The organism is Sphingomonas sp. R647, from assembly GCF_020177055.1.
Classification (GTDB): domain Bacteria; phylum Pseudomonadota; class Alphaproteobacteria; order Sphingomonadales; family Sphingomonadaceae; genus Sphingomonas.
In genome coordinates this window covers 84855-107061 of sequence record NZ_JAIQXT010000001.1, presented here as the reverse complement: position 1 = coordinate 107061, position 22207 = coordinate 84855, and the positions used below count along the sequence as shown (strand labels likewise).

18 protein-coding genes are annotated in these 22207 nt (G+C 64.8%); 6 read left to right on the top strand and 12 right to left on the bottom strand.

The annotated features are described in order from the left end of the window. Positions 1-113: 113 nt before the first annotated feature. The 12 genes from K9B35_RS00445 to K9B35_RS00390 form a co-directional block, all read right to left on the bottom strand. Positions 114-392, bottom strand: coding sequence for a molybdenum cofactor guanylyltransferase (locus tag K9B35_RS00445; RefSeq protein ID WP_224919842.1), 279 nt, complete (start codon positions 390-392; stop codon positions 114-116). Then, positions 382-1566 carry a molybdopterin molybdotransferase MoeA gene (locus K9B35_RS00440; RefSeq protein WP_224919841.1) on the bottom strand — a complete coding sequence of 395 codons (1185 nt, stop codon included), beginning with the start codon at positions 1564-1566 and terminating at the stop codon, positions 382-384. Before K9B35_RS00440 ends, K9B35_RS00445 begins: the two co-directional genes overlap by 11 nt. Before the next feature lie 43 nt (positions 1567-1609). Further along, entirely contained in the window at positions 1610-2392 is a 783-nt protein-coding gene (cobA, locus tag K9B35_RS00435) for a uroporphyrinogen-III C-methyltransferase (RefSeq protein WP_224919840.1), read from the bottom strand. Then, positions 2382-4973: a molybdopterin-dependent oxidoreductase gene (locus K9B35_RS00430; RefSeq protein ID WP_224919839.1), complete on the bottom strand. Its 2592-nt coding sequence runs from the start codon at positions 4971-4973 to the stop codon at positions 2382-2384. The genes cobA and K9B35_RS00430 overlap by 11 nt, the downstream gene beginning before the upstream one ends. Then, positions 4974-5312 (bottom strand): nitrite reductase small subunit NirD, encoded by a 339-nt coding sequence (gene nirD, locus K9B35_RS00425; protein WP_224919838.1) that lies wholly within the window; start codon positions 5310-5312, stop codon positions 4974-4976. Continuing rightward, positions 5309-7789: a nitrite reductase large subunit NirB gene (gene nirB / locus K9B35_RS00420; RefSeq protein ID WP_224919837.1), complete on the bottom strand. Its 2481-nt coding sequence runs from the start codon at positions 7787-7789 to the stop codon at positions 5309-5311. The genes nirD and nirB overlap by 4 nt, the downstream gene beginning before the upstream one ends. Next, on the bottom strand, positions 7789-8982 hold the full coding sequence (locus tag K9B35_RS00415) for a hypothetical protein (RefSeq protein ID WP_224919836.1): 1194 nt from the start codon (positions 8980-8982) through the stop codon (positions 7789-7791). The genes nirB and K9B35_RS00415 overlap by 1 nt, the downstream gene beginning before the upstream one ends. 4 nt (positions 8983-8986) lie before the next feature. After that, positions 8987-10225, bottom strand: a complete 1239-nt coding sequence (locus K9B35_RS00410; RefSeq protein WP_224919835.1) for a nitrate/nitrite transporter — start codon at positions 10223-10225, stop codon at positions 8987-8989. Between the two features lie 253 nt (positions 10226-10478). Beyond that, the gene (locus K9B35_RS00405; RefSeq protein ID WP_263622246.1) at positions 10479-11660 is read right to left on the bottom strand and encodes a CmpA/NrtA family ABC transporter substrate-binding protein; all 1182 of its coding nucleotides are present in this window, start codon (positions 11658-11660) and stop codon (positions 10479-10481) included. 11 nt (positions 11661-11671) lie between these two features. Further along, on the bottom strand, positions 11672-12253 hold the full coding sequence (locus K9B35_RS00400) for an ANTAR domain-containing response regulator (RefSeq protein WP_224920477.1): 582 nt from the start codon (positions 12251-12253) through the stop codon (positions 11672-11674). A 766-nt stretch (positions 12254-13019) separates the two neighbouring features. Next, a complete protein-coding gene (locus K9B35_RS00395) occupies positions 13020-13769 on the bottom strand; it encodes an EAL domain-containing protein (protein WP_224919833.1) in 750 nt (249 codons plus the stop codon). Continuing rightward, positions 13766-14323, bottom strand: coding sequence for a hypothetical protein (locus tag K9B35_RS00390; protein ID WP_224919832.1), 558 nt, complete (start codon positions 14321-14323; stop codon positions 13766-13768). The genes K9B35_RS00395 and K9B35_RS00390 overlap by 4 nt, the downstream gene beginning before the upstream one ends. A 656-nt stretch (positions 14324-14979) precedes the next feature. On the opposite strand from K9B35_RS00390, the gene K9B35_RS00385 reads away from it, so the two are divergent. From K9B35_RS00385 to K9B35_RS00360, 6 genes are all read left to right on the top strand, one after another. Next, positions 14980-16689, top strand: coding sequence for an alpha/beta hydrolase (locus tag K9B35_RS00385; RefSeq protein WP_224919831.1), 1710 nt, complete (start codon positions 14980-14982; stop codon positions 16687-16689). 261 nt (positions 16690-16950) lie between these two features. After that, entirely contained in the window at positions 16951-17739 is a 789-nt protein-coding gene (locus K9B35_RS00380) for a hypothetical protein (protein WP_224919830.1), read from the top strand. Positions 17740-17996: 257 nt separating this feature from the next. After that, entirely contained in the window at positions 17997-18404 is a 408-nt protein-coding gene (locus K9B35_RS00375; RefSeq protein ID WP_224919829.1) for a hypothetical protein, read from the top strand. A gap of 280 nt (positions 18405-18684) precedes the next feature. Then, positions 18685-19683: a GlxA family transcriptional regulator gene (locus K9B35_RS00370; protein ID WP_224919828.1), complete on the top strand. Its 999-nt coding sequence runs from the start codon at positions 18685-18687 to the stop codon at positions 19681-19683. A 66-nt stretch (positions 19684-19749) separates the two neighbouring features. Further along, entirely contained in the window at positions 19750-20112 is a 363-nt protein-coding gene (locus K9B35_RS00365; protein ID WP_224919827.1) for a response regulator transcription factor, read from the top strand. A 49-nt stretch (positions 20113-20161) separates the two neighbouring features. Next, positions 20162-21904, top strand: a complete 1743-nt coding sequence (locus tag K9B35_RS00360; protein ID WP_224919826.1) for a bifunctional diguanylate cyclase/phosphodiesterase — start codon at positions 20162-20164, stop codon at positions 21902-21904. Positions 21905-22207: the final 303 nt, after the last annotated feature.

Sequence of the window (22207 nt, the reverse complement as noted above, 5' to 3'; positions counted from 1 at the left end):
AAGATCGGCGGGCCAGAGGCCAATCAGATGCTGGGTGGCAAACACGCAGGGGCCGGATAAGCCAAGACAACCGACAAGATCCAGCGGGAGCGGAAATACGTCGACGGGTACCGTCACAACCGCGTCGTATCCCCGCGCGCGCGCGCGTCAGCCAGCGCGGCGTTGAGCCCGCCCAGCGGCCCGAGCCCAGGCGCAGGGCGATCGGAGATCCAGCGCATCCGATTCGATGGGCGGCCACAAAGAACCAGATCATCCACCTGAGCTTCGAGTACGCCGCGCGGATGGTCGATCAGGCTGACGCCGCCGATCGTCGCCAGCGCTTTATCGCTTCCGAAGCGTCGTGAGGCGCCACCAGCGATGAGGGCCCCCAGCAGCCGCATCTCAATGGCCAAGCGCAAGAGCGGGGACCGGCGCTCCTGCGGGGAGTGCCGGGGCGTTGGCCCGGCGGCGGACGAGAAACCGGGTACGTGCAAGCAGCGCCTGTCCCGACGCCGATTGGCGGTCGAGCAAGCGGACTCGCTCGCCTTCCTCGGCTGCGCAGAGAAAGGCTTCACGCGAACCGTTGGCCGGGACCGCGTCCACAAGCGCTGCGGTGCGCCAGTCCAACGCGCTTGCAGGGGGGCGCCCGCTGAGACCGGCGAGCAATGGTGCAAGGAACAGGCGGGCGACAGTCAGCGCTGCCGTCGGGTTGCCGGGAAGGCCCATCACCGCAAGTCCGCCGAGACGCCCGAACCAGACCGGCTTGCCCGGCTTGATCGCCAGGTCGGCAAATGCGATTTCCAATCCCATCGCGGTCAATGCGGCGCGGCAGTGATCTCGGTCCCCGCGCGAAGCACCGCCAGCGATGACCAGCAGATCAGCCTTGGCGAGCGCCTCCCGCGCGGCGGCGCGGATCGCAGACGGGTCATCGGCGACACGCCGCGCTGAAACGTCGCCACCGGCCCATTCGCGCGCGAAAGCGCAAAGCGCGATCGACAGGCTGTCGGGAATGGCCTGCGCATTGCCGATCGCTGTCCCCGGTTCGACGATCTCATCCCCGGTTGCGAGGATGAGGACCCGAGGCATTCGCCATACCCGCACCACTGCGACATCGGCGGCAGCCGCGGTGACCAGCGCGAAAGGATCCAGCAGCGCGCCACGTGGCAGCAACGTCGCCCCAGCTTGAAAGTCGCTCCCGCGCAAGCGGACATGCGCGCGCTCACCGGGAGACGGATGGAGAAGGACATGGTCGCCTTGCCGTTCGCTCCGCTCGGCGACGATGACCCGATCAGCGCCACTCGGTATCGGCGCGCCTGTCATCACCCGCATCGACTCGCCCGCCGCGACCGATCCGGCATCGCACGCACCGGCGCAGCACGTACCCACAATCCGAAGCGGCGCGCCATCAAGGTCGACACTTCGCACCGCATAGCCATCCATCGCCGCGCAATCGCGCCGGGGCGAGTCGATCCGCGCAATCACCGGTTCTGCGAGAACGCGGCCGGCCGCCGACGCAAGTGCAATCTCCTCGTCGCCGAGCGGGAGAGCGTGCAAAGCGAGGATGGCCTGCGCCGCGTCGTGATCCATCGTCGCGGCACAAGGTTCGGTGAAAGCGGCAATTGGCTCGGACTTACCCATGCATCACGGTCCCACATGCGGCATTGACCCGTGCCGCATCGTCGATCCGTACCGCTTCCCCGATCAGGATCAACGTGGGCGCGTCCTCGGCGAAGGCGCGAGTTGCGATGTCCAGCAGGTCAAGGCGTGTCGAGAGCCGTTTTTCAGTTCCCAAGCTGACATTGCATGCAATCAGAACTGGGGTCGCGCGGTCGACACCCGCTGCGATCAGCCGTCGTGCAATCTCCCCCGCCGCGCCACGGCCCATATAGAAAGCGAGCGTCGCGCCGGGGGTGGCAAGCGAGGCCCAGTCGAGGTCGAGCGCCGCGCCGTTGCGGCTGTGCGCGGTCACGAACCGCACCTCGCGCGCAAGACCGCGCAGCGATAGCGACACCCCCGCCGACGCTGCGGCAGCGCTTGCCGCTGTTACGCCGGGGCAGACCTGCACGATGCACGCTGCCTCGCGCAGCGCGGTCATTTCCTCGGCCGAGCGTCCGAAAAGCGACGGATCGCCACCCTTCAGCCGCACCACGCGCCGCCCGGCGCGCGCGGCGGCGACCAGCAGCGCATCGATGCTGCCCTGATCCTTCGAATGCCGCCCGGCGCGCTTACCGACACTGACGCGTTCTACACCGACAGGGATGAGGTCAAGAACGCCCTGTCCGACCAATGCGTCATGATAAACGATGTCGGCCGCTTCGATCAGCCGCACCGCTTTGCGCGTCAGCAGGTCGGGATCGCCCGGCCCGGCGCCGACCAGCCATACGCTGCCTGCGGGAAAGTCTTCATGCGGCATCGGACGTCACCTCCGAAAGGATACGGGCGAGTGCCGGCCGGCACGATCCGCAATTGGTGCCGGCCTGCAGCGCGCCGCCGATTGCGGCGACATCGGCAAGCTGGCGGTCGCGGATCGCCGCGATGATGGTGTTGAGCCCGACATCGAAACACGCGCAGATTACCGCACCGCGATCGGGCTGCGCCCCCGGCGCACGCCCGGCGAGCAGGGTCGATGCGGCGCGTTCCTCCACCAGCTGCCCGATCAGCCAGTCGCGCGACGGCAGTTCGCCGCTGCGGGTTACGAACAGCACCGCCGCCAGCTTTCCATGATCGAGCACGGCAATCCGCCGCGTGCCGCGCGCGGCATCGATCGCCTCGACCCGCTCGCCGCGTGGCAGCAGCGCCTCGATCCGTGCAGCATCGCCATTGCCCGCGAGTTCCCACAGACTGCCCTGCGGCACCGCCACCCGCGTCGCCCATAGGCAGCGCGGCGGTGCCATCAGGTCACCTGACAGGATCAGGAACCCGCGCCATTGGGTCGCGACGGGCTCAATCTTCGCCGGAGTCGCCTTGAACCCCGGCTGACCCGAATGCGGATCGGTCAGCGGGCGCGGGAGCAGCCCGGTGCGTCCGCCGGTGGAGGTCCGATCGGTCCAATGAATCGGGGTGAACAGTTCACCGCGCCGCTGCGCATCGGTCAGGGCGACGCGGAAGATGCTGTCCCCCTGCGGCGTCGCCACCCGAGCGAGGCCGCCGTCGGCGAGGCCCAGTTCGGCGGCATCGTCGGGATGCACCTCAACCAGCGGCTCCTCGCGGTGCCGTGCCAGCTTTGGCGACAGGCCGGTGCGCGTCATGCTGTGCCACTGGTCGCGATAGCGCCCGGTGTTGAGCCTCATCGGCCAGTCGCGCAGGGGCGCGCCCAGCGGCTTTTGCGTCACGCTCACCAGCCGCGCGCGCCCGTCGGCGGTAGAATAGCGGCCATCGGCAAACGGCGTCCCGCCCCAGCGGAACGGGCTCATCGCGTCATAGGCGGCATTGCCTCCCGCCCCGCCATCCGGCAGCGCGAACAACCGCTTGCCGTCATTGCCATAGGTCGACAGCCGACAATGCTCGCGCCAGATTTCGGCCGGGCGGTCATAGGCAAAGGCGGTCTTCCATCCCATGCGCCGCGCGACCTCTTTGACGATCCACCAGTCGGGCTTGGCCTCACCGGGCAGCGGGAAGAGCGCGCGCTGGCGACTGATCGTGCGGTCGCTGTTGGTGACCGTCCCGTCCTTCTCGCCCCAGGCGGCGGCGGGCAGGCGGACATGGGCATAATCGGCGCTGTCGGTCCGCTCCATGACGTCGCTGACCACGACGAAGGGACAGGCGGCGAGTGCTTCGCGCACCCGCCCCGCGTCGGGCATCGAAACCGCCGGATTGGTCGCCATGATCCACAGCGCCTTGATCCGCCCTTCGCCGATCGACCGGAACAGGTCGACCGCCTTCAGCCCCGGCTTTTCCGCTATCGTCGGCGAGGCCCAGAAGCGCTGGACGAGGTCGCGGTTCTCCGGGGCGAAATCCATATGTGCGGCAAGCGCGGAGGCAAGCCCGCCGACCTCGCGTCCGCCCATCGCATTCGGTTGCCCGGTGATCGAAAACGGTGCCGCGCCCGGCTTGCCGATCCGGCCGGTGGCGAGGTGGACGTTGGTGATCGCATTGACCTGATCGGTACCGCTCAGCGCCTGGTTCACGCCCTGGCTGAACAGCGTCACGGTGCGCGGTGTCGCGGCGAACAACTCGTAGAAGCGCCTGAGGTCGACAAGCGCCACGTCACAGACGCGCGCCACCGACCACAGGTCACTCCCCTCTCCTACCTCGTCCCAGAATCCCTCGGGCGTTGCGACATGCGCGTTTAGATACGCCTCATCCAGCACACCCGCCTCGCGGCACCAGTGGAGCAGGCCGTTCATCAACGCGACGTCGCTGCCCGGGCGGATGGGCAGATGCAGATCGGCCTCCTCCGCGGTCTCGGTACGGCGGGGATCGATCACCACCAGCTTCGCACCCGCCTCGCACCGCGCGCGGATGCGCTGATAGACGACCGGGTGGCACCATGCGGTGTTGCTCCCCACCAGAACGATCAGGTCGGCGGCGTCGAGATCGTCATAGCTGGCCGGGACAACATCCTCGCCGAACGCGCGATTATGCCCCGCCACTGCGCTCGACATGCACAGCCGCGAATTGGTGTCGATGTTGGCAGTGCCGATGAAGCCCTTCATCAGCTTGTTGGCGACATAATAATCCTCAGTCAGCAACTGGCCCGACACATAGAAGGCGACGCTGCCCGGCCCATGCCGCGCGATCGTGTCGCGAAAACGCTTCGCAACCAGGTTGAGCGCCTTGTCCCAGCTAGCGCGCTTGAGGCCGATCATCGGATGGAGCAGCCGTCCCTCCAGACCGACGGTTTCGCCGAGATGCGTGCCCTTTGAACATAGCCGCCCGCGATTGGCGGGATGGTCGGGATCGCCCTCGATCCGCACCGCGCGCTCACCCGTGACGGTCGCGCGAATGCCGCAGCCGACGCCGCAATAGGCGCAGGTGGTGCGGACCGCAGTCACCTACGCCGCCGCCTTCAGCGTGCTGGCGCGACAGATCAGCACGCGCCCGGCGCTGATCTTGACCGGGATCGTCGGGGTGCAGCCCTTGTCCTCGCCTAGCGCCTCGCCGGTGGTGAGCGAGATGCGCCAGTTATGCAGCGGGCAGGCCACCGCGCCGCCATGGACAATCCCCTGCGACAAGCGGCCATGCTTGTGCGGACAGCGGTCACGCAAAGCGAACACCTTGTTCTCGCCGGTGCGGAAAATCGCGATGTCGTCGCCGCCCTCGACCTGCACCGTGCGGCTACCGCGCACGGGGATTTCGTTCAGCCAGCCGATATCGAGCCACTCGCCGATCATGCCATCTCTCCAACCGGGGTAAAGCGCGCCATCGGCGCATGATGCTCGCGTTCCGCGCCCTGTGCGCGGGCCGCCCAGGGATCGTCCTGCGAGAAAGTCTGCGAATGGAAGAAGCGCGCGGCGAGGTCGGCGCGGACGGCGTCGTCGTCGAGCAGCCGCGACCGCACATACTCGACCCCCACCCGCTCGATCCACGGCGCAGTGCGCTCAAGGTAGCGCGCTTCCTCGCGGTAGAGCTGGATGAAGGCGGCGCAATGCTCGATCGCATCCGCTTCGGTCGCGACCTTGCACAACAGGTCGGTGGCGCGAACACGGATGCCGCCATTGCCCCCGACGTGCAGCTCATAGCCGCCATCGACGCACACCACGCCAAAATCCTTGATCGTCGCCTCGGCGCAGTTGCGTGGACAGCCGCTGACCGCGATCTTGAACTTGTGCGGCATCCACGACCCCCAGGTCGCGCGCTCGATTCTGACGCCAAGACCCGTCGAATCTTGCGTGCCGAAGCGGCACCATTCGGAGCCGACGCACGTCTTCACCGTGCGCAGCGACTTGCCATAGGCATGGCCGCTGACCATCCCTGCGGCGTTGAGATCGGCCCAGACCGCGGGCAGATCCTCCTTCCTGATCCCGAAGATGTCGAGCCGCTGGCCGCCGGTCACCTTGACCATCGGCGCGTTGTACTTCTCCACCACGTCGGCAATCGCGCGCAGTTCGCGCGGGTTGGTCAGGCCGCCCCACATGCGCGGGACGACCGAATAGGTGCCGTCCTTCTGGATATTGGCGTGCATGCGCTCATTGACGAAGCGGCTTTGCTGGTCGTCGACATACTCGCCCGGCAGCGCGCAGAGCAGGTAATAGTTGAGCGCAGGACGGCACGAGGAACAGCCATCGGGCGTGCTCCAGTGCAGCTTCTGCATCACCTCCGGTATCGATCGCATGTTCTGTGCGACGATCTCGCGCCGGACATCGTCATGGCCAAAGCTGGTGCATTTGCACATCGTGCGGGCACCGGCCTGCACTTCATCGCCCAGCGTCAGCGCAAGGACGGTCTCGACCAGCCCGGTGCAGCTCCCGCAGCTCGCCGACGCCTTGCAGATCGCCCGCACCGTATCGAGGCTATGCGCGCCCTTGGCGATGCACGATACCACCTGCCCCTTGGTCACGCCGTTGCAGCCGCAGATTTCCGCATCATCGGAAAGCGCCGCAACGGCCGCCTTAGGGTCCGCCGCGCCCCCTCCCTGGGCGAAGGCCTGGCCGAAGATCAGCAGGTCGCGGACATCGGCAACGCTCTCCTGCTTCTTCAAAAGGCCGAAATACCAATTGCCGTCGGCGGTGTCGCCATACAGCACCGCGCCGACGATGCGATCGTCCTTGACCACCACGCGCTTGTACACCCCGCGCGCGGCGTCGCGCATCACGATGTCTTCGCACCCATCCCCGCCGGAGAAATCCCCCGCCGAGAAGACGTCGATCCCCGACACCTTGAGCTTGGTCGAGGTGACCGATCCGCGATAGCCGCTCGGGCTACCGGTCATATGGTCGGCGAGGCTGCGGCACATGTCCCACAAAGGCGCGACCAGACCATAGACGTTGCCGTCATGCTCGACGCACTCGCCGACCGCGAGCACATCGGGATCGGACGTGACCATATGGTCGTCGACCTTGATCCCGCGCCCGATCTCAAGCCCTGCCGCCCGGGCAAGCCCCGTTGAGGGGCGGATACCCACCGCCATGACCACCAGATCGGCCGCGATCCGCGTGTCATCCTTGAGTACGACGCACTCGACCTTGCCATCGCCCACGATCTCGGCGGTGTCCGCGCCAGTCAGGATCGTCTGGCCGCGCGCCTCCAGCGCCTGTTTGAGCAGCCACCCGGCGGCTTCATCGAGCTGCCGCTCCATCAGTGTCGGCATCAAGTGCAGCACGGTCACCTTCATGCCGCGCAGGCTCAGGCCATGCGCCGCCTCCAGCCCGAGCAGGCCGCCCCCGATCACCACCGCGCTCCCGCCCTTTTCAGCGGCGGCGAGCATCGTGCCGACATCGTCCATGTCGCGAAACGCGACCACGCCTGGCAGTTGGTGACCCGGCACCGGAATGATGAAGGGATCGGAGCCGGTGGCGATCAGCAGCTTGTCATAGCCGGTGGTCACCCCCGTCCGTGACGTCACGGTTTTGGCGGCGCGGTCGATGCCGACCACCGGGTCTCCCGCGATCAGGTCGATACCATGTTCGGCGTACCAATCCGCGCCGTTGATGACGATGTCCTCAAACGCCTTCTCCCCCGCAAGTACGGGCGAGAGCATGATGCGGTTGTAGTTCACGCGCGGCTCCGCGCCAAAGATCGTCACGCGATAACGGGTCGGATCGCGCGCCAGGATTTCCTCGACCGCGCGGCACCCGGCCATGCCGTTGCCGATCACCACAAGGTGCTCGCGCATGTCGTCCTTCGCAGCCGTTACGGGTTGCAGTTCCATCAAAGTGTCCAGTCCAGTTGCAGCCAGAATTTGCGCGTGTCGGTGGCAAAACCGGTCGCGCGATAGTCTGCGAAGCGGACCGATGCAGTGGTCTTGCCCAGCTTCGCCAACGCCACCAGGTTGAGTTCGTCGCCATAATGGCGGGTCAGCCGATCGCTTTCGAAGCGGTGCCACGCGGCTTGCAGTGTCACCCCCTTCGCCGGGCCGATCGCCTTCCAGACCCAGCCCGCGCTCAGATACAGGTCGCGCACGCCATCGGGCGGTGTGGCCAGATATTTGTCGGCCCAGCCCTGAAATTTGAAATTGGTGCCGAGCGGAGTCTGGAAACTGGTCAGCGCCACGCCCGTGTCGGCACCAAGCACCTCATACCCGATCCCCAGCTTCGGGCCGTTGAGGTCCACCGACACCTCCGCCAACCAATAACTGGCTGAATAGTCATTGGGGTTGCGCCCCCTATCGTTCTGACGCGCATGGCTCAGCTGATAGGCGAGCTTCGCCTTGCCGAGCATCCGCACACCTGCGAGGCGCACGCCGAAGGTCCGGCTCGACAGCCGATAGCCCTGTACCACTGCCTCATCCTGGTCGACCCAGTATCCAAAGCCAGTCAGCGTTCCAACGGGACTCGCCCAGGACAGGTTGGCAAAGACATTGTCGCCGCCCACGGCCCGCTGCCGCGCTCCTGTACCATCGATTCCCCAGATGGTCCGCACGCTCCAGGCATAGCTGAGATCGGCCTTCACGCCCTTTACCGGCGTCGCCTCGGCGCGCACTGCATCGAAGCTCTGCCCGTTCTGGCGGAACCCGACTGCGCCGACAAAGCGCTCTTCATCCAGCGTGATCCGCTGGCGCCCCGCGGTCAGCGTGACGACCGGAAGCTTGAGCGCAAGCTGTGCGCGGTGGATCGCGACAGTCTCTGGATCGGCGATCAGGGGACGCGCCGCCGATCCGGAGAGGCCGTCGAAGCGGTCATCGACGATGGCGAGATTGCCCTGCGCCTCGACCAACGCGGTCAGCGGCCCTAGGCTTCCCTGAACCCCGGCGCGGACCCGCAGCGTCACCGCTTGTGCGTCGAGAGGCAGACCGTCCTGTTCGACCTGTTCGTAGCGCAGCCGCGCGTCGATCCGAGGCTTGAGGGTTTGGCCAGTGGCGGGCGTCGCGGCCAGCAGCCCGATGAGAGGGAGCACTATCCGCATCGGATCAGATCCGCACGCCGGCAGCGGTGCCCCAGGTCGCGCGCCACTTGCTCTTGACGAGCAGCAGCCCCACCAGAGCGACAATCGCGAGCCCGGCGAAGATCAGGAAGCCGGCCGAAAAGCTGCCGGTCCACTGCTTCGCAAGGCCCAGCGACGAGGCGAGGTAAAAGCCGCCGATGCCGCCCGCCATGCCGACAAGGCCCGTCATCACGCCGATTTCCGCCGCAAACCGCTGCGGCACCAGCTGGAACACCGACCCGTTGCCGGTGCCGAGCGCCAGCATGCCGATCACGAACAGCATCAGCGCGGTGACGAAAGTGTCGGCGATGGCGACCCCCGCCAGCGCAAAGGCAGCAAGGATGAATACCCCGATCAGCGCCTTGACCCCGCCAATCGCATCGGCCAGCGCGCCGCCCACCGGTCGCACCAGCGATCCTGCAAACACGCACCCCGCGGTCGCATAGCCCGCCTGGATCGTTGTCAGCCCGAACTGGTCGGTGAAGTAGATCGGCAGGCTGGCAGCCAGCCCCACAAATCCTCCGAACGTCACCGCGTAAAAGCCCATCAGCCACCAGCTGTCGGCCGTCTTGAGCGGCTGGAAATAGTCCCGGAGCGACTTGGCCGCGGGGCGGCCCGGCGCGTCCTTGGCCATCATGACATAGGCGACCAGCACAAGGGTCAGCGGAATGCAGGCCAGGCCCAGCACGTCGTTCCAGCCAAAGATCCTGGCGAGACCCGGCGCGAACAATGCAGCAAGGACAGTGCCCGAATTGCCCATACCGGCAAGGCCCATGGCCTTGCCCTGGTGTTCGGGCGGATACCAGCGGCTGGCGAGCGGCAGCGCGATCGCGAAACTCGCGCCGGCAAAGCCGAGGATCACGCCGAGCGCAAGCGTCCCGCCAAAGCTGGTCACGCCCAGCGCCCAAGCGATGAACAGACCGGTGATGACAATGATCTGGCTGATCGTTCCGGAGTTCTTGGGCCCGATCCGGTCGACCAACAATCCGTTGACGACCCGCAGCAGCGCTCCGGCCAGCGTCGGCACTGCCACCATCAGCCCCTTTTCCGCGGGGGTCAGCGCCAGTGTCTTGGCGATTTCGGGCGCGAGGGGGCCAAGAAGCACCCACACCATGAAGGCGAGATCAAAATAGAGAAACGCGGCGATCAGTGTCGGCTTATGCCCGCTCGACCAGAACGTCGATTTTTCCACGGACGGCTGCGCGTCCAGATATGTTGTTGCCATCGTCTCAGTCCCCGAATGCGACGGGCACGAAAAAAACCGCCAGAACGGCGGCCGCATGGGCGCGTTCTGGCGGCATCGTTGCCTGTTGCGGTGAAGGAGCCTTCGCTCCGCCCTGCTACGCTTCGCTCCCCCCGTTGGCAGCGCGGCGCATCAATCTTGCCGGCCACTTCGCCAGACAGGAGCAAAGCTGCCTGATTCGTCGGCTGCGCGCAACACGAATCTTCGCAGGTGCAATATTCTTAGTTGCGGCACTTCATGGCAGGCTGGCGAGATATCCGGCGATGTCTTCGGGATCGAACGACCGCGCGTCAAAGAAGCGATCGGCGCCCAGGGTCAGCCGGCCCTGTACGGAGCCGACATCAATCGGCGCATCGAGCCCACCCTCAAGCTTTGAGCTGGCCCCAGGCAGCGGCGCGCCAGAGCCCGACAGCGCCGCGCGATACATGTCTGGGCGAAACACCTGCATCGCGGTTGCCGCATCGGCATCGGCATATGCGACACCGTCCCATCGCGTCATCTGGGCATAAAGCCACGCCGCCTGACTGCACCAGGGGAAGTTCGCCGCTTCGCGATACTGGACCATGAAGTCTGGATAATGGACCGGCTCGCCCTCGGGGGCCAGCCGCAGCCGATCGGTGATCGCACGCAAAATCGAGTCGGCCGACGAGTCGAGGTAATGGCTGCGGGCGAGAATCGCGGCATTCGCCTCGGCATTGGCGGGATCGACGAAATGGGCTGCAGCCTCATGAAGCGCGCGGATCAGGCGCAGCACTGCATCGCGCCGCTCGTCCGCGACAGCGCTGCGCAGGGCCAGCACCTTCTCTACCCCGCGGCGCCAGATCTGCGCGGTCGCAAGGGCAATCCGGCCCACCCCGCGATCGACCGCGATCGAATTCCACGGTTCGCCGACGCAGATCCCGTCGACCTCCCCCGCCGCCAGCGCATCGGCGGCGAAAGGCGGGCTTGTGACGACGATATCGATATCGACATCCGGTCGGATGCCCACCCCCGCCAGCCAGTAGCGCAGCATGTAATTGTGGCTCGAGTAGCGATGCACCACGCCGAAGCGTAGACGCCGCGCCCCGGCGACCTGCTTCAGCGCAGCCCCGATCGCAACCGGGTCGCCCAGTGTTTCACCCAGCCCAACCGCATCAGCGAGCGCGGTCGAAAAGGTCACCGCGTTGCCGTTAAGCCCCAACACGAACGGCACCGCCATCGGCACCGCCGGCCGCCCCCTGCCCAATGCAGTCGCAATGGCCAGCGGCGCGACCATGTGCGCGCCATCGGTGTGGCCATAGAGCAGCCGATCGCGCACCGTCGCCCAAGTCATGTCTCGGACCAATTCGAGCCTTAGCCCCTGCGCCTGCGCAAAGCCCAGCTCATGCGCCAGGATCGGCAGTGCCGCATCTACCAGGGGCAGGAAGCCGATCCGCATCGTTTCGTCGGTCACGGAACATCCCCCATCAGCGCTTCTGCAGTGACAATCGCCTCGGCGATCTCCACGATCCGGCGATTGGTACGCATCGCCTGTCCGCGCAGAAGCGCATAAGCGGCGGGCTCGTCGATCTCGCGCCGCTTCATCAGGATCGCCTTGGCGCGGTCGACCGTGGCGCGCTCTGCAAGCGCACTCTTTGCCTCGTTCAGTTCGCGCTGAAGCCTCGAGAACGCCTGAAACCGCCGCACCGCCAGATCGATCACCGGCTTGATTCGCTGCTTCGACAGCCCGTCTACGACATAGGCGCTCACGCCTGCATCGATTGCCGCCCCGGTCGATTCGGCGTCGCTCTGGTCGACAAACATCGCGATCGGTCGGTCGAGCGCGCGCGACATGGCAAAACAATCCTCAAGCTGGTCACGGCTCGGATTTTCAAGGTTGATTAGGACGACTTCAGGCCGTGCGGCCTCAATCTGCGCGGCGAGTGGACCGGCAGGATCGATCAGGACCAGATCGACCAATCCCGCCTCGCGCAGCCCGTCAGAAATTATCGCGGCGCGCGTTGAGCTGGTGTCGATGATCGCGATCCGCATATTGCGCTCATATTGAAGCGCGCCCGACTTCACCAGATGGTTCGCGGCGGCGGAATCCGCTACGCGTCTTGGGCCATGCAGGTTGCGATCGCTGACACGTCGGCGTCGCCGCCAGTTTAAACGCGCGTTCGGACGAGCGTGCGCCGGCGACTTCTGCGAAGTCGAACGCCGCCACGATGTCCGAGCTGGCTCGAGAGTGCGTGTTGGTTGGGCTCCGCACGAGCCGTACGCTGGGGAGCCGTATCTGTGGACGCATGGAGGCCACGACGCGGGCGGTGTTGTGTGAAAATGGGAAATTCTGCCATCCCGCCGGCGGGGACGCGGCAAATACCTGCACCCGGATTGGCTTGACGAATTTGTAACGTGGCCGCCCGATGATGTATCGAGATGATGCGCCGGGGGTACGGAACGACTTTGACTTTGCATCTCGTCTTAGAGCGGGTTTGCTGAAGCATGTGGCTGAAGGCGCTGTTCCAAACGCATCTGGACCTTTCAGTAGAGCTCTCTGCGACATACCGGGCTCATGTCTACTTCAGGCCGACAATCCGCGTTTTGGTAGACCAAAACTGACCGGGCGCATGTTGGGAAGACGCTTCAATCGCCGGGATGGTCGCTGGAAGCGCTTTCCAGTGTTGCCGTCATTGGTCTGCTTTCCGCGTGCCAACCTTTGGCCGCAAAGGCCCAGAAGCATCGTCTCGAGCAACTGACCGACTATGCGTGCAAACGCAGGGGCTACTGACGAGACCTACTTCTTTCGATCGCGCGATCAGGCGTCGATCAAGCACAACCGTGGGTGAGCCTGCACTGCCGTGGAGGGCGCGCCGAAGAGGTAGCCTTGTGCCTCGGCGCAGCCCCCGCGCATGATACAATCATATTGCGCCTCTGTTTCCACGCCCTCTGCTACAATGGGGAGGCGGAGACTCGTCCCCAACCCGACGACTGCCCGAACGATCGAGAGCGCCGCATCATCGTGCTCCATCGCTGCGATAAATCCCCGGTTGATCTTGTCGAAGGGGAAGGCCTGCAGGTTGCTGAGGGATGAATAGCCCGTCCCGAAATCGTCCATGACAATCCGGATACCGTGCGCTTTCAGTCGCTGCAGTGTCGCACGCGCCGCGCGGCTGCTATTGCCGTTGAAAATCAGCGTGGCCGTACCTGAAGAAGGCAGCTTGCCCGCGAACACGATCAGTCCGTCTATCATTTTTCCCGGTGGCACGGCGAGATCCCTCGTCGTGGTCGACGGAACCAGCGGCAGTCTCTCTCCGCTGTCGGTCAAGATGTAACTTTGCTCGTTACCAGCGTTCAACTGTATGTCTCGGTCCCGCCCGTTCAGAACCCGGATCGCGACCCCGGCACGCTCCCCTGATCGATTCAGCGACAGCACCTGAAGAACAATGGCACTGGGGTGGGTTGCCTGAGCGTCGATCGGCCTGCCCTCGCCGCCAAAGTTCACAAGTCCGCTGTCGCACGCCGCGAGGGAAAGCAAGAGTGCAGACGCGACGACACCGCGGGTCATTGGCCTGCTCCCGCTTGTCCGTCCGACACCGGCAGATCGACCCGGAAGCCCGGCGTGGTCGTGTAACGGTTATCTGCCGAACTGTTCTCGTTCAAGACCAGCACCGCGCTCTTTACCGAAGGCAGTCGGCCCAGGAATACGAGTTCTCCTTCGAACGTCTGCCCCGCCGGAATCGACAGCCGGGTATTGGTCGATGGCGGCGACAGATACAGCCTTTCGCCAGTGTCCAGCAGCAGGTAGCCATCGCGGTTACCGCTGAGACGGTTGAGATCGATGTCTTTGTCCCGACCGTTAATCACCCGCATGCCGACCACCGTATCGGTCTGGCGTGACTGCAACTTTGTCAGCTGAAGGACCGTTCCATTCGGATGCGCGACCTGAATGTCGATAGGTTTGACTTCGCCGCTGTTCCACAATTTGGGCGTGCTCTGGACGGTGAGCGCCGCGCCCGCATTGCCTGCCGCATCGCCATCGGCCTTCGACGCTCCTTCCTGCTGACAAGCCGCAAGCAGTGCTGCGAAGGTGAGCGATAGTGCAAGTTTGGGAAAGGGCATGCTGCGATCTCCATCAGAACGAACCTGGCAGCACTCAAAATGCCTCAGAAGCGCTAATGGTCCCACGATCCCTGCTCAACGCCATGTTCCAGTGTCCGAGCCAGGCTGAGGCGTGCGCTGCCGCTTTCCAACCTGCTCTGCTGCAGCGCGACTTATGGCTTGCGGCGGAGAACGACACGCGACCCCGGGAATCAGGAAAACACCGAAGAAGTGCGGCTTTCGGGGCGTTGCTGGTGGTGTCTCTGCGCGACTTGAAGACGGTCGCCGGACGGCGCTGGGCGAGCGACGGACTAGCCTTTGCCAGTGTTTGCGGCTGCGCTCGAGGGGATGGACTGACGCTCCTGCACGGGAGTTGTAAGCCGTGAGGCGGCTGAGGGCTTCTGGTCGACAATCGCGAAGCGCGGACAAGCTGGCTTGCATCGTCACGGTAGCGACAGCCTTCTGGATCAAAGAACACCGCGCGACAGCCAAGAACGCGCGTCAACTTGCCCTCCCCGCTTGCGCGCCGTCAGACGCGTCCCCCGGCACACCGAGCCACACATATCGGGTGCTAGGGCGCCTCCGACCCGCCTGGCGAACCCTTTTGGGGGGATATGCGTCAGCACCCCCAATCCCTATCTCAAGCAGTCTAGCGCGCGGGGGGCGGCCAGGCTGAAATGCACCGAGTTGACGTTATCCATCCAGACCAGGAAGCGGGCTCCGGCGGGGCATTTCTCTTTGCGCGGGATTGGCTGCTCTCACAGTTCGACAGACCCGAACTGGCTTCTGACGGCTTCTGGTTCGAGAGCTATGACGACCCGCGGTTCGGACCGACCATTGTCATCATCGGTGGTCCTGCGGCGATGCAGGGCATCCTGTTGAATGGATCGCTGATCCCGCTCGCTTCTGGTCCCGATACGCTATGCGTGCTGCGGCCTGACTGGGACCAGATCGAGAAGCGGCTATACGGTTTTGCCAGCGATTTCGGGATGCCGCCGGCGGTGACGCGGCTGGTGGTAGCGCTGTTCCAGTCGGGTGACGTTCGGGAAGCGGCCAGCCGTTCAGGGCTCGCCTATGAGACTGCGCGCGAATATCTGGACGTCGCGCGCGGGTTGGTGGGCGCTGCGAACCTGCAAAATCTCATCACGCTCCTTGGGCTTGGAATCGCCAGCACAGGCAGCAATGCCGAGGAGAGCGATGCCCTGCTCGCTTATGCATATGGTGTGTCGGAACGGCAGACGCAGATCGCGGGGTTGATTGCCAATGGAGCGGCGCGGCAGGAAGTCGCGCGCATGCTGAGCGTGTCCGATGCGCTGGTGAAGAAGGAGCTCGCCCAAGTCTTCGCCGCCGTTGACGTGGAAAACGCTGCCGGGCTCGCCCGGGCAATGGTGGAACTCCGGCTGCTGGCAATCGCGACCAACCTGCACGACGCGCGTGATCCGTTTCCTGAGGCGTTTCATCAGGATATGGTCGTGACGGCGCGCGATGGACGGTTGATCATGGCCAGCGATTACGGCCCGCGATCGGGCAAACCCGTGCTGGTGCTGCATTCCAGCATGACTAACCGCCCAGCCAATCGCGCTCTGGTCGAAGCGCTCCAGAACAATGGGTATCGGCCGGTCGCGATGGATCGTCCGGGATTTGGCGACACCCATGCCGCTCCTGAGGCATGTCGGGGCCAGGCCTATTTCGACCTCGCCGCGCGCGACATTGCCGATCTCTGCCAGGCGCGAGGATGGCCAAGCGTCAGGGTGGTATCTCGCGGAGCCGCTCAGGTCGTCCTCGCACTTCACCGGCAGCACGCGGATCTGATCGATGCGGCGGTCATCATGAATCCCGACCCCGACGCCCGCTCCAGTTCGAAAAGCACCGGCTTCCTTGCCGCGATGAAGCGCAATTTCGCCCGCCGCCCATGGGCGGTGGCGGTGATGTCGCACTGGGCGGTGCAATCGCTGACCTTCGCCCGTGTGCGTGCCAATGTAATGAGGTCAGTTGCGGGCTGTCCGGCTGATGCTCAGATCATGGCCGATCCAGCCCATATGCGGGACTATTATCGTGGCGTCACCGCCTTCCGCGACGGAAAGCTCGATGGCTTCATCCGCGAGCAAACAGCGCTGGCAACGGTGGGAATGCCCCCGCCGTTGCGCGGCACGACGGGCGTGACGCTTCTGGTGGGCGACCAGGACAGCATCCACGATCCGCACGAAACAGTACGATACTGGCGCAAGGTCCTGCCCGATGCACAGATCGAAACGGTGTCCGGTGCGGGGCGATTTATGAGCTACAGCCATCCCGAGCTTGTGGTGAAGGCCCTGGCGCGGCGCGCTGTCCTGCCGCGAAGGGACCAGGGACCCCGACCGCCCTCCCCCCAAATGGATACGCTCTAGCCCCCCGCCCCGCCTATTCTCCCCGGTAATCAGTGGTTTTGCCGAAAGGAAATTGGGGTGAAGCGTTATTTAGCAATTGCAGGGATCGCCATCGTGACATCGGGCTCGCTGGCGGTCCCCGCGCAAAGCGCTGACCCCAAGGCCGTCATCAAGGTCGACAAACCGGCGGCGATGAACGCCTCGCGCCAGCTTGTGGTCGGAAGTTTCGTCGTCGCGTTCCTGGTCGAACGGCGCGACAGCGCCAAGGCTGGCGGCGGGCTGATGGGATCGGGCTTCGGCGGCAAGTCTTCGGCGCGAAGTGCCCTTGCCGGCCTCACCGACGCCGATTTTCAAGCTGCGACCGACGCCGCCTATGCCGATTTCGAACGACAGCTGACGGCCGCGGGATATTCGGTCGCAGATCGCGGCCCGGTGCTGGCGACCGTGACAAAGGGAGGCGCCCGGGCTGAAGAAAATGGCGCGAAGAAAGACCTGATCCTCGGTCGCGATTCCAAGGCTGAAGCGCGACTATTTTCGCCCACCGGTTGGGGCGGTCCCATGATCGCGCGCGAGTATCTGGGCCTGATGGGGCCTGGCGGCTTCAACGGTGCCCGCAGCGCAATCATGATGAGCATGAAGGGGCAGGAGTTCGCCAAACAATCGGGTCAGGCGGTGGTGAATGTATTCTACGTGGTCGATTTCGCGCAGGCAGAAACCTATGGCGGCGCGTTCCGCAACAGGTCGGCGGTAACCGTCAAGGCAGGTTTGGCGGCGGTTCCGGAAGCAACAAAGCTGATCGTCTATGCGCCCAAGGGTCAGATCGGAACGGCAACGCTACGCGAGCCGATCGCCATTGGCGGCGCATTCGGCGAATTCGTCGATGCGAAAAGCGGCGGCGAGAAGGCACTGGATACTGCAGCCAATGTCATCGGCATCCTTGGAGGCGTCGGTTCGAACAAGTCGAAGAAATTCCAGATGACTGCCGATCCCGCCGCGTGGAAGGCGGGGGTGTCGGAGCTGACAAGCATCACGAGCGCCAACTTCATCACGGCAATGAACGGCGCGCGATAAGTTGCCAGCCGCTCAGCCGAGGGATGTTCGGATCCTCTATTCGCCCGCAAAGAAGCAGGCTCATGATTCATGTGTCAGCGCTCAGCGCAGGCGGGCGGCCAGGAGCGTTGGCGAGGGTGATCGCGGTCAGAAGCTCTGTCCCAGCCCCCGAACCGGCTCGCGCAGCACAACGCGCGCACTTGGCCAGGTTCGCGAGCGACAGAACATTCAGGTCGCCTATCGGAAGCGTCGCCGATCACGATTGTAAGGAGACATAGATGAAATGCAGTTTGGTAGCAGCGGTGGCAGTCTCGCTCCTAGGCGTCCAAGCCAACGCGCAATCCGTGCCCTCGCCGACTGAAGTGGCGGCGCGTTGGAAGACGTATCTGTCCGACACCAGCTTCACTTACTATCGGGGGCCGACAGTGAGCCGCGACGGATCAAACGCCACCGTGTGGAAAGTTTCGATCCCGACGCCATCAATGAGCAAGATCGGGGTTCCCGCGACCTATGAGAAAGCCACCTATGACTGCGCAGGAAAGCGCAAGAAGATCGTGGAGTTTCACGGTTTCAAGGCTGATGGATCCCCCCATTCCAATCCTGGCAACATCGTAAAGCTGGATCACTGGGCTCGGGTCCTCAGTGCATCCGATACCGCGCTGCACGCTGCGGTGTGCGCTACATAATGAGGCGACGGCTTTCGGGCTCGAGGAGCAGCCTGCTGATCGGCACTTATAGGGCGCGTTGCAGACCGGCGGCCCATGCCGGAAGAGGTCCGGCAGCTTTTGGGCCAGGAGCGGACTGTCGGCTCTAAATCGCGAGCCCCCGAATATGGTCATCCGGGTTTAACTCACCGGAGATCCGATGCACGACACACACTCGTCCTGTCGCGCTAGGTGACCAGCCCGAAAGAGCGTATCGCTAGAAGTATCGACGCCTCGGATCGCTGCGGAGGCAGCAACGGCCATGCTCATCACCCTGTTTGCACCGGTCAACACGCATTTGCTCGAAGTGGCCGGCGTGCAGGATGCGCTGTTCGAGGCGAACTGCAAGGCAGAGTCACGGCAGCCCTATCGGGTTCGTCTGGTCACCGAGCACGGCACGCCGCTGGAAAGTGCCTCGGGTCTGGTGGTCATCCCCGACGCCGGTATCGCGCAGGCGACCGAGCGCTCGGATACGCTGATCGTGGTCGGGCCCTATGGGGTGCCGCGGCCTCCCAGCGAACCGGTCGTCCGCTGGATGCGTGAACAGGCGCCGCAAGCGCGGCGTTATGGATCGACCTGCACCGGCGCATTCCTGCTGGCTGATGCCGGCCTATTGTCAGGGCGGCGGGTCACGACGCACTGGCAATATGCCGACCGCCTTGCCCTTGCCCATCCCGATGTCGAGGTCGAACCCGACCGCATTTTTGTTCGCGACGGCCCCGTGTTCAGCTCGGCGGGCGTGAGCGCAGCCATCGACCTGGCGTTCTCGTTGATCGAGGAGGATCACGGGCGTGCCCTTGCGCTCTGGGTCGCACGGCGGCTGGTGGTGTTCCTCAAGCGCCCCGGCGGTCAGTCGCAGTTCAGCTCGGCGCTGACGGCGCAAAGCGAGGCGACCAGTCCGCTCGACCGTGTCAGGCTGCATATCCTAGAAAGCCCCCGGGCACGTCTGGACCTTAACACGCTTGCCGAGATGGCCGGAACCAGTCCGCGAAATTTGTCCCGACTGTGTCAGGCCCGGCTCGGGGTCAGCGCGGCATCCTATGTCGAGCTTACGCGGGTAGACATTGCACGGCGTCTCCTCGAAGAGAGCGACGCGCCGATCAAGGCGATCGCCTTTGCCGCCGGCTTCGGCTCGACGACCACGCTCCGGCGGGCATTTCTGCGCAGGATCGGCGTCACGCCGCTGCAGTATCGCCTGCGGTTTCAGACCACTGCAGGCGATAGCGCCCGTGAAGACGAAAGCGCCGCCATTTTGTCCTGAACCGCCGCCCCATCGACGTTGAAGCACTGCCCCCTTGGCCGCATCTTGATGCTCGGAGGCCATGACATGCAAGTTCAACGCGCCGAGCGAAAATCAACGGGTTCAAGATCGGGCAGCAGCGTCGCCAAGACGCTTCAGCGGTCCGCATTGGTGCCAGGGATACCCGACCAGAGTGCAGCCTACGCCCTTCTGGCGGAGCAATGCCGCGCCCGAGTCGAGGGCCTCGCCCCGCGCCAGCGCGATGTGCTCGCCGGGCTGGCCGCGGGCCACAGCAACAAGCAGATCGCGCACACGCTGGGCCTCAGCCCCCGGACGGTCGAAATCTATCGCGCCGGAATGATGAGCCGACTCCAGGTCCGCACATCGGCGCAGGCCATGCAAATCGCCTTCGTCGCGGGCCTTGTGCCATTCGACACGATGACCCTTTGAACAGGCCGACGCGCCGGGTCTCGCACCTGCGGATGCAAGGAAAGCGACCATGAAATTCTGGAACGCGCGGCGCGCGGGTCTGCCCGTGAAGGCGCCAGAGGGCGTACCGCCGCCACCCGCGTCCGCCGCTGCCCTCGCCATCGCGCAGTGCGCGGACGGCGTCATGGTTGCCGATATGCGCATGCGCGGCCAGCCAATCGTCAAGGTAAACGCAGCGTTCGAGGCGATTACCGGCTATGCCGCCGACGAGGCGATCGGCAAGAATTGTCGCTATCTTCAGGGCAGCGACCGCTTGCAGCCCGAAATCGCCGAAATGCGCGCCGCCCTGACCGATGGCCGCCCCTGCGCGGTGACGATCCGCAACTATCGTCGGGACGGAACGATGTTCCGCAATTCCCTGCGCCTCATCCCGCTTCGCGACGATGCGGGCGAAGTGACCCATTTCGTCGGCTTGATGCGCGACGTGACGCATGACGCCGGCATCGACCGCCTTACCGGCCTGTTCGACCGCTATGGCTTGCTCGACCGCCTTGCCGACCGGTCTGCGCCGGCGACCACTGCGTTGCTGATGGTCAAGGTCGACATCGTCCGGTTCCATGAGGTGAACAACGGCTTTGGCTATGATGTCGGCGATGCGTTACTGCGCTCGGTTGCCGCACGGCTGGCGACGCTGCCGGCAACGGCCGTGGCTCGGACCGGCAGCAACAGCTTCGCGCTCGCATTCGAGCTGGACGACCCGAGCGGGGCCGCCCGCGTGGTCGACGATATCCTTGGCTTGCTCAAGCCGCGCTTCGTCCTCCCGGGTGCCTCGCTCGCGGTTCAGTTCGCTGCTGGCTTTGCCCTGGGGGCGGTCGGCGCGGATGCGCTCCAGCTCGTGCGGCAGGCCGCTGCGGCGCTTCAGCGATCGAAAGCGACGTCGGCCTATCCCCCACAGGCCTTTGTCGACGCGGACGAGCGCGACGCGCGCAACCGCATCCGGCTGGCGAGCGAACTGCAAATGGCGGCGGGCAATCAGGAACTGCTGTTCCACTACCAGCCGCAGGTCGATCTTGGCACCGGGCAACTGGTCGGTGCCGAAGCGCTTCTGCGCTGGAACCACGGCGCGTTCGGGTTGCAGCCGCCAGCCCGCTTCATCGGCGTCGCCGAGGAAACCGGGGCGATATTGGAAATTGGTGCCTGGGGCCTGCGGACGCTTGCCACCCATGCGGCAGAGATCAACCGGAGCCGCCACACGCCGATCTGCTTCTCACTGAACGTGTCGGTCATGGAGTTCATGCAGCGCGACATGGTCGCCGCAGTGCGGCGAGTGCTCGCCGAAACCGGATGTCGCGCCGAGTGGCTGACGCTTGAACTCACCGAGAATTTGATGATCACCGAACCGGCGAATATCCGCCGCGCATTCGAAAATCTGCGGAACTTGGGGGTTGGCATCTCCATCGACGATTTCGGCACCGGCTATTCAAATCTCCGCTACCTCGAGAGCTTTCCGCTGAGCGAGATCAAGGTCGATCGCAGTTTCGTGCATGACGTCGCCCACAGCGTGGCCAAGCGCGTCATCGTCGAAAGCATCATCAAGCTGGGTGCCGCGCTCGACATCCGCGTCGTTGCAGAGGGGATCGAGACCGAGGCCGAACGTGCCATCATGCGGACGCTGGGTTGCACGGTGGGCCAGGGCTATCTCTTCGCTGCCCCGCTGGACGAACCGGGATTTCGCAGGCTGCTCAACGACGGCCTGATCCTGCAGGAGGCATGGGATGCGCGGCGGTTGCTGACGATGCTCGACCGAGGATAGATTCGGGACAGAAACGTCGCTCGCCCCAGCTCTCCGCACGGCAGTTGAGGGTCCGATTTTGCCAATCTGCGGTCGCAGTCAGATTGTAAACGAATGGCGGGTTTCCAGAGCCGTCGCGGAAGGCAGGAACGGCAAGAACTGGGGCACTTTGCAGATTGGCGGCTCGCCGAAAGAGGTCCGGCAGCTTTTTGGCCAAGTCAGTCTGGACTTGATGGCCCAAGCCACGATTGCCGACACAATCCCGGGCCTATTCAACCGGCAAAGTTTCCGTTGCGCGTAGGCTCGCGGTAGCGACGCTCTTCG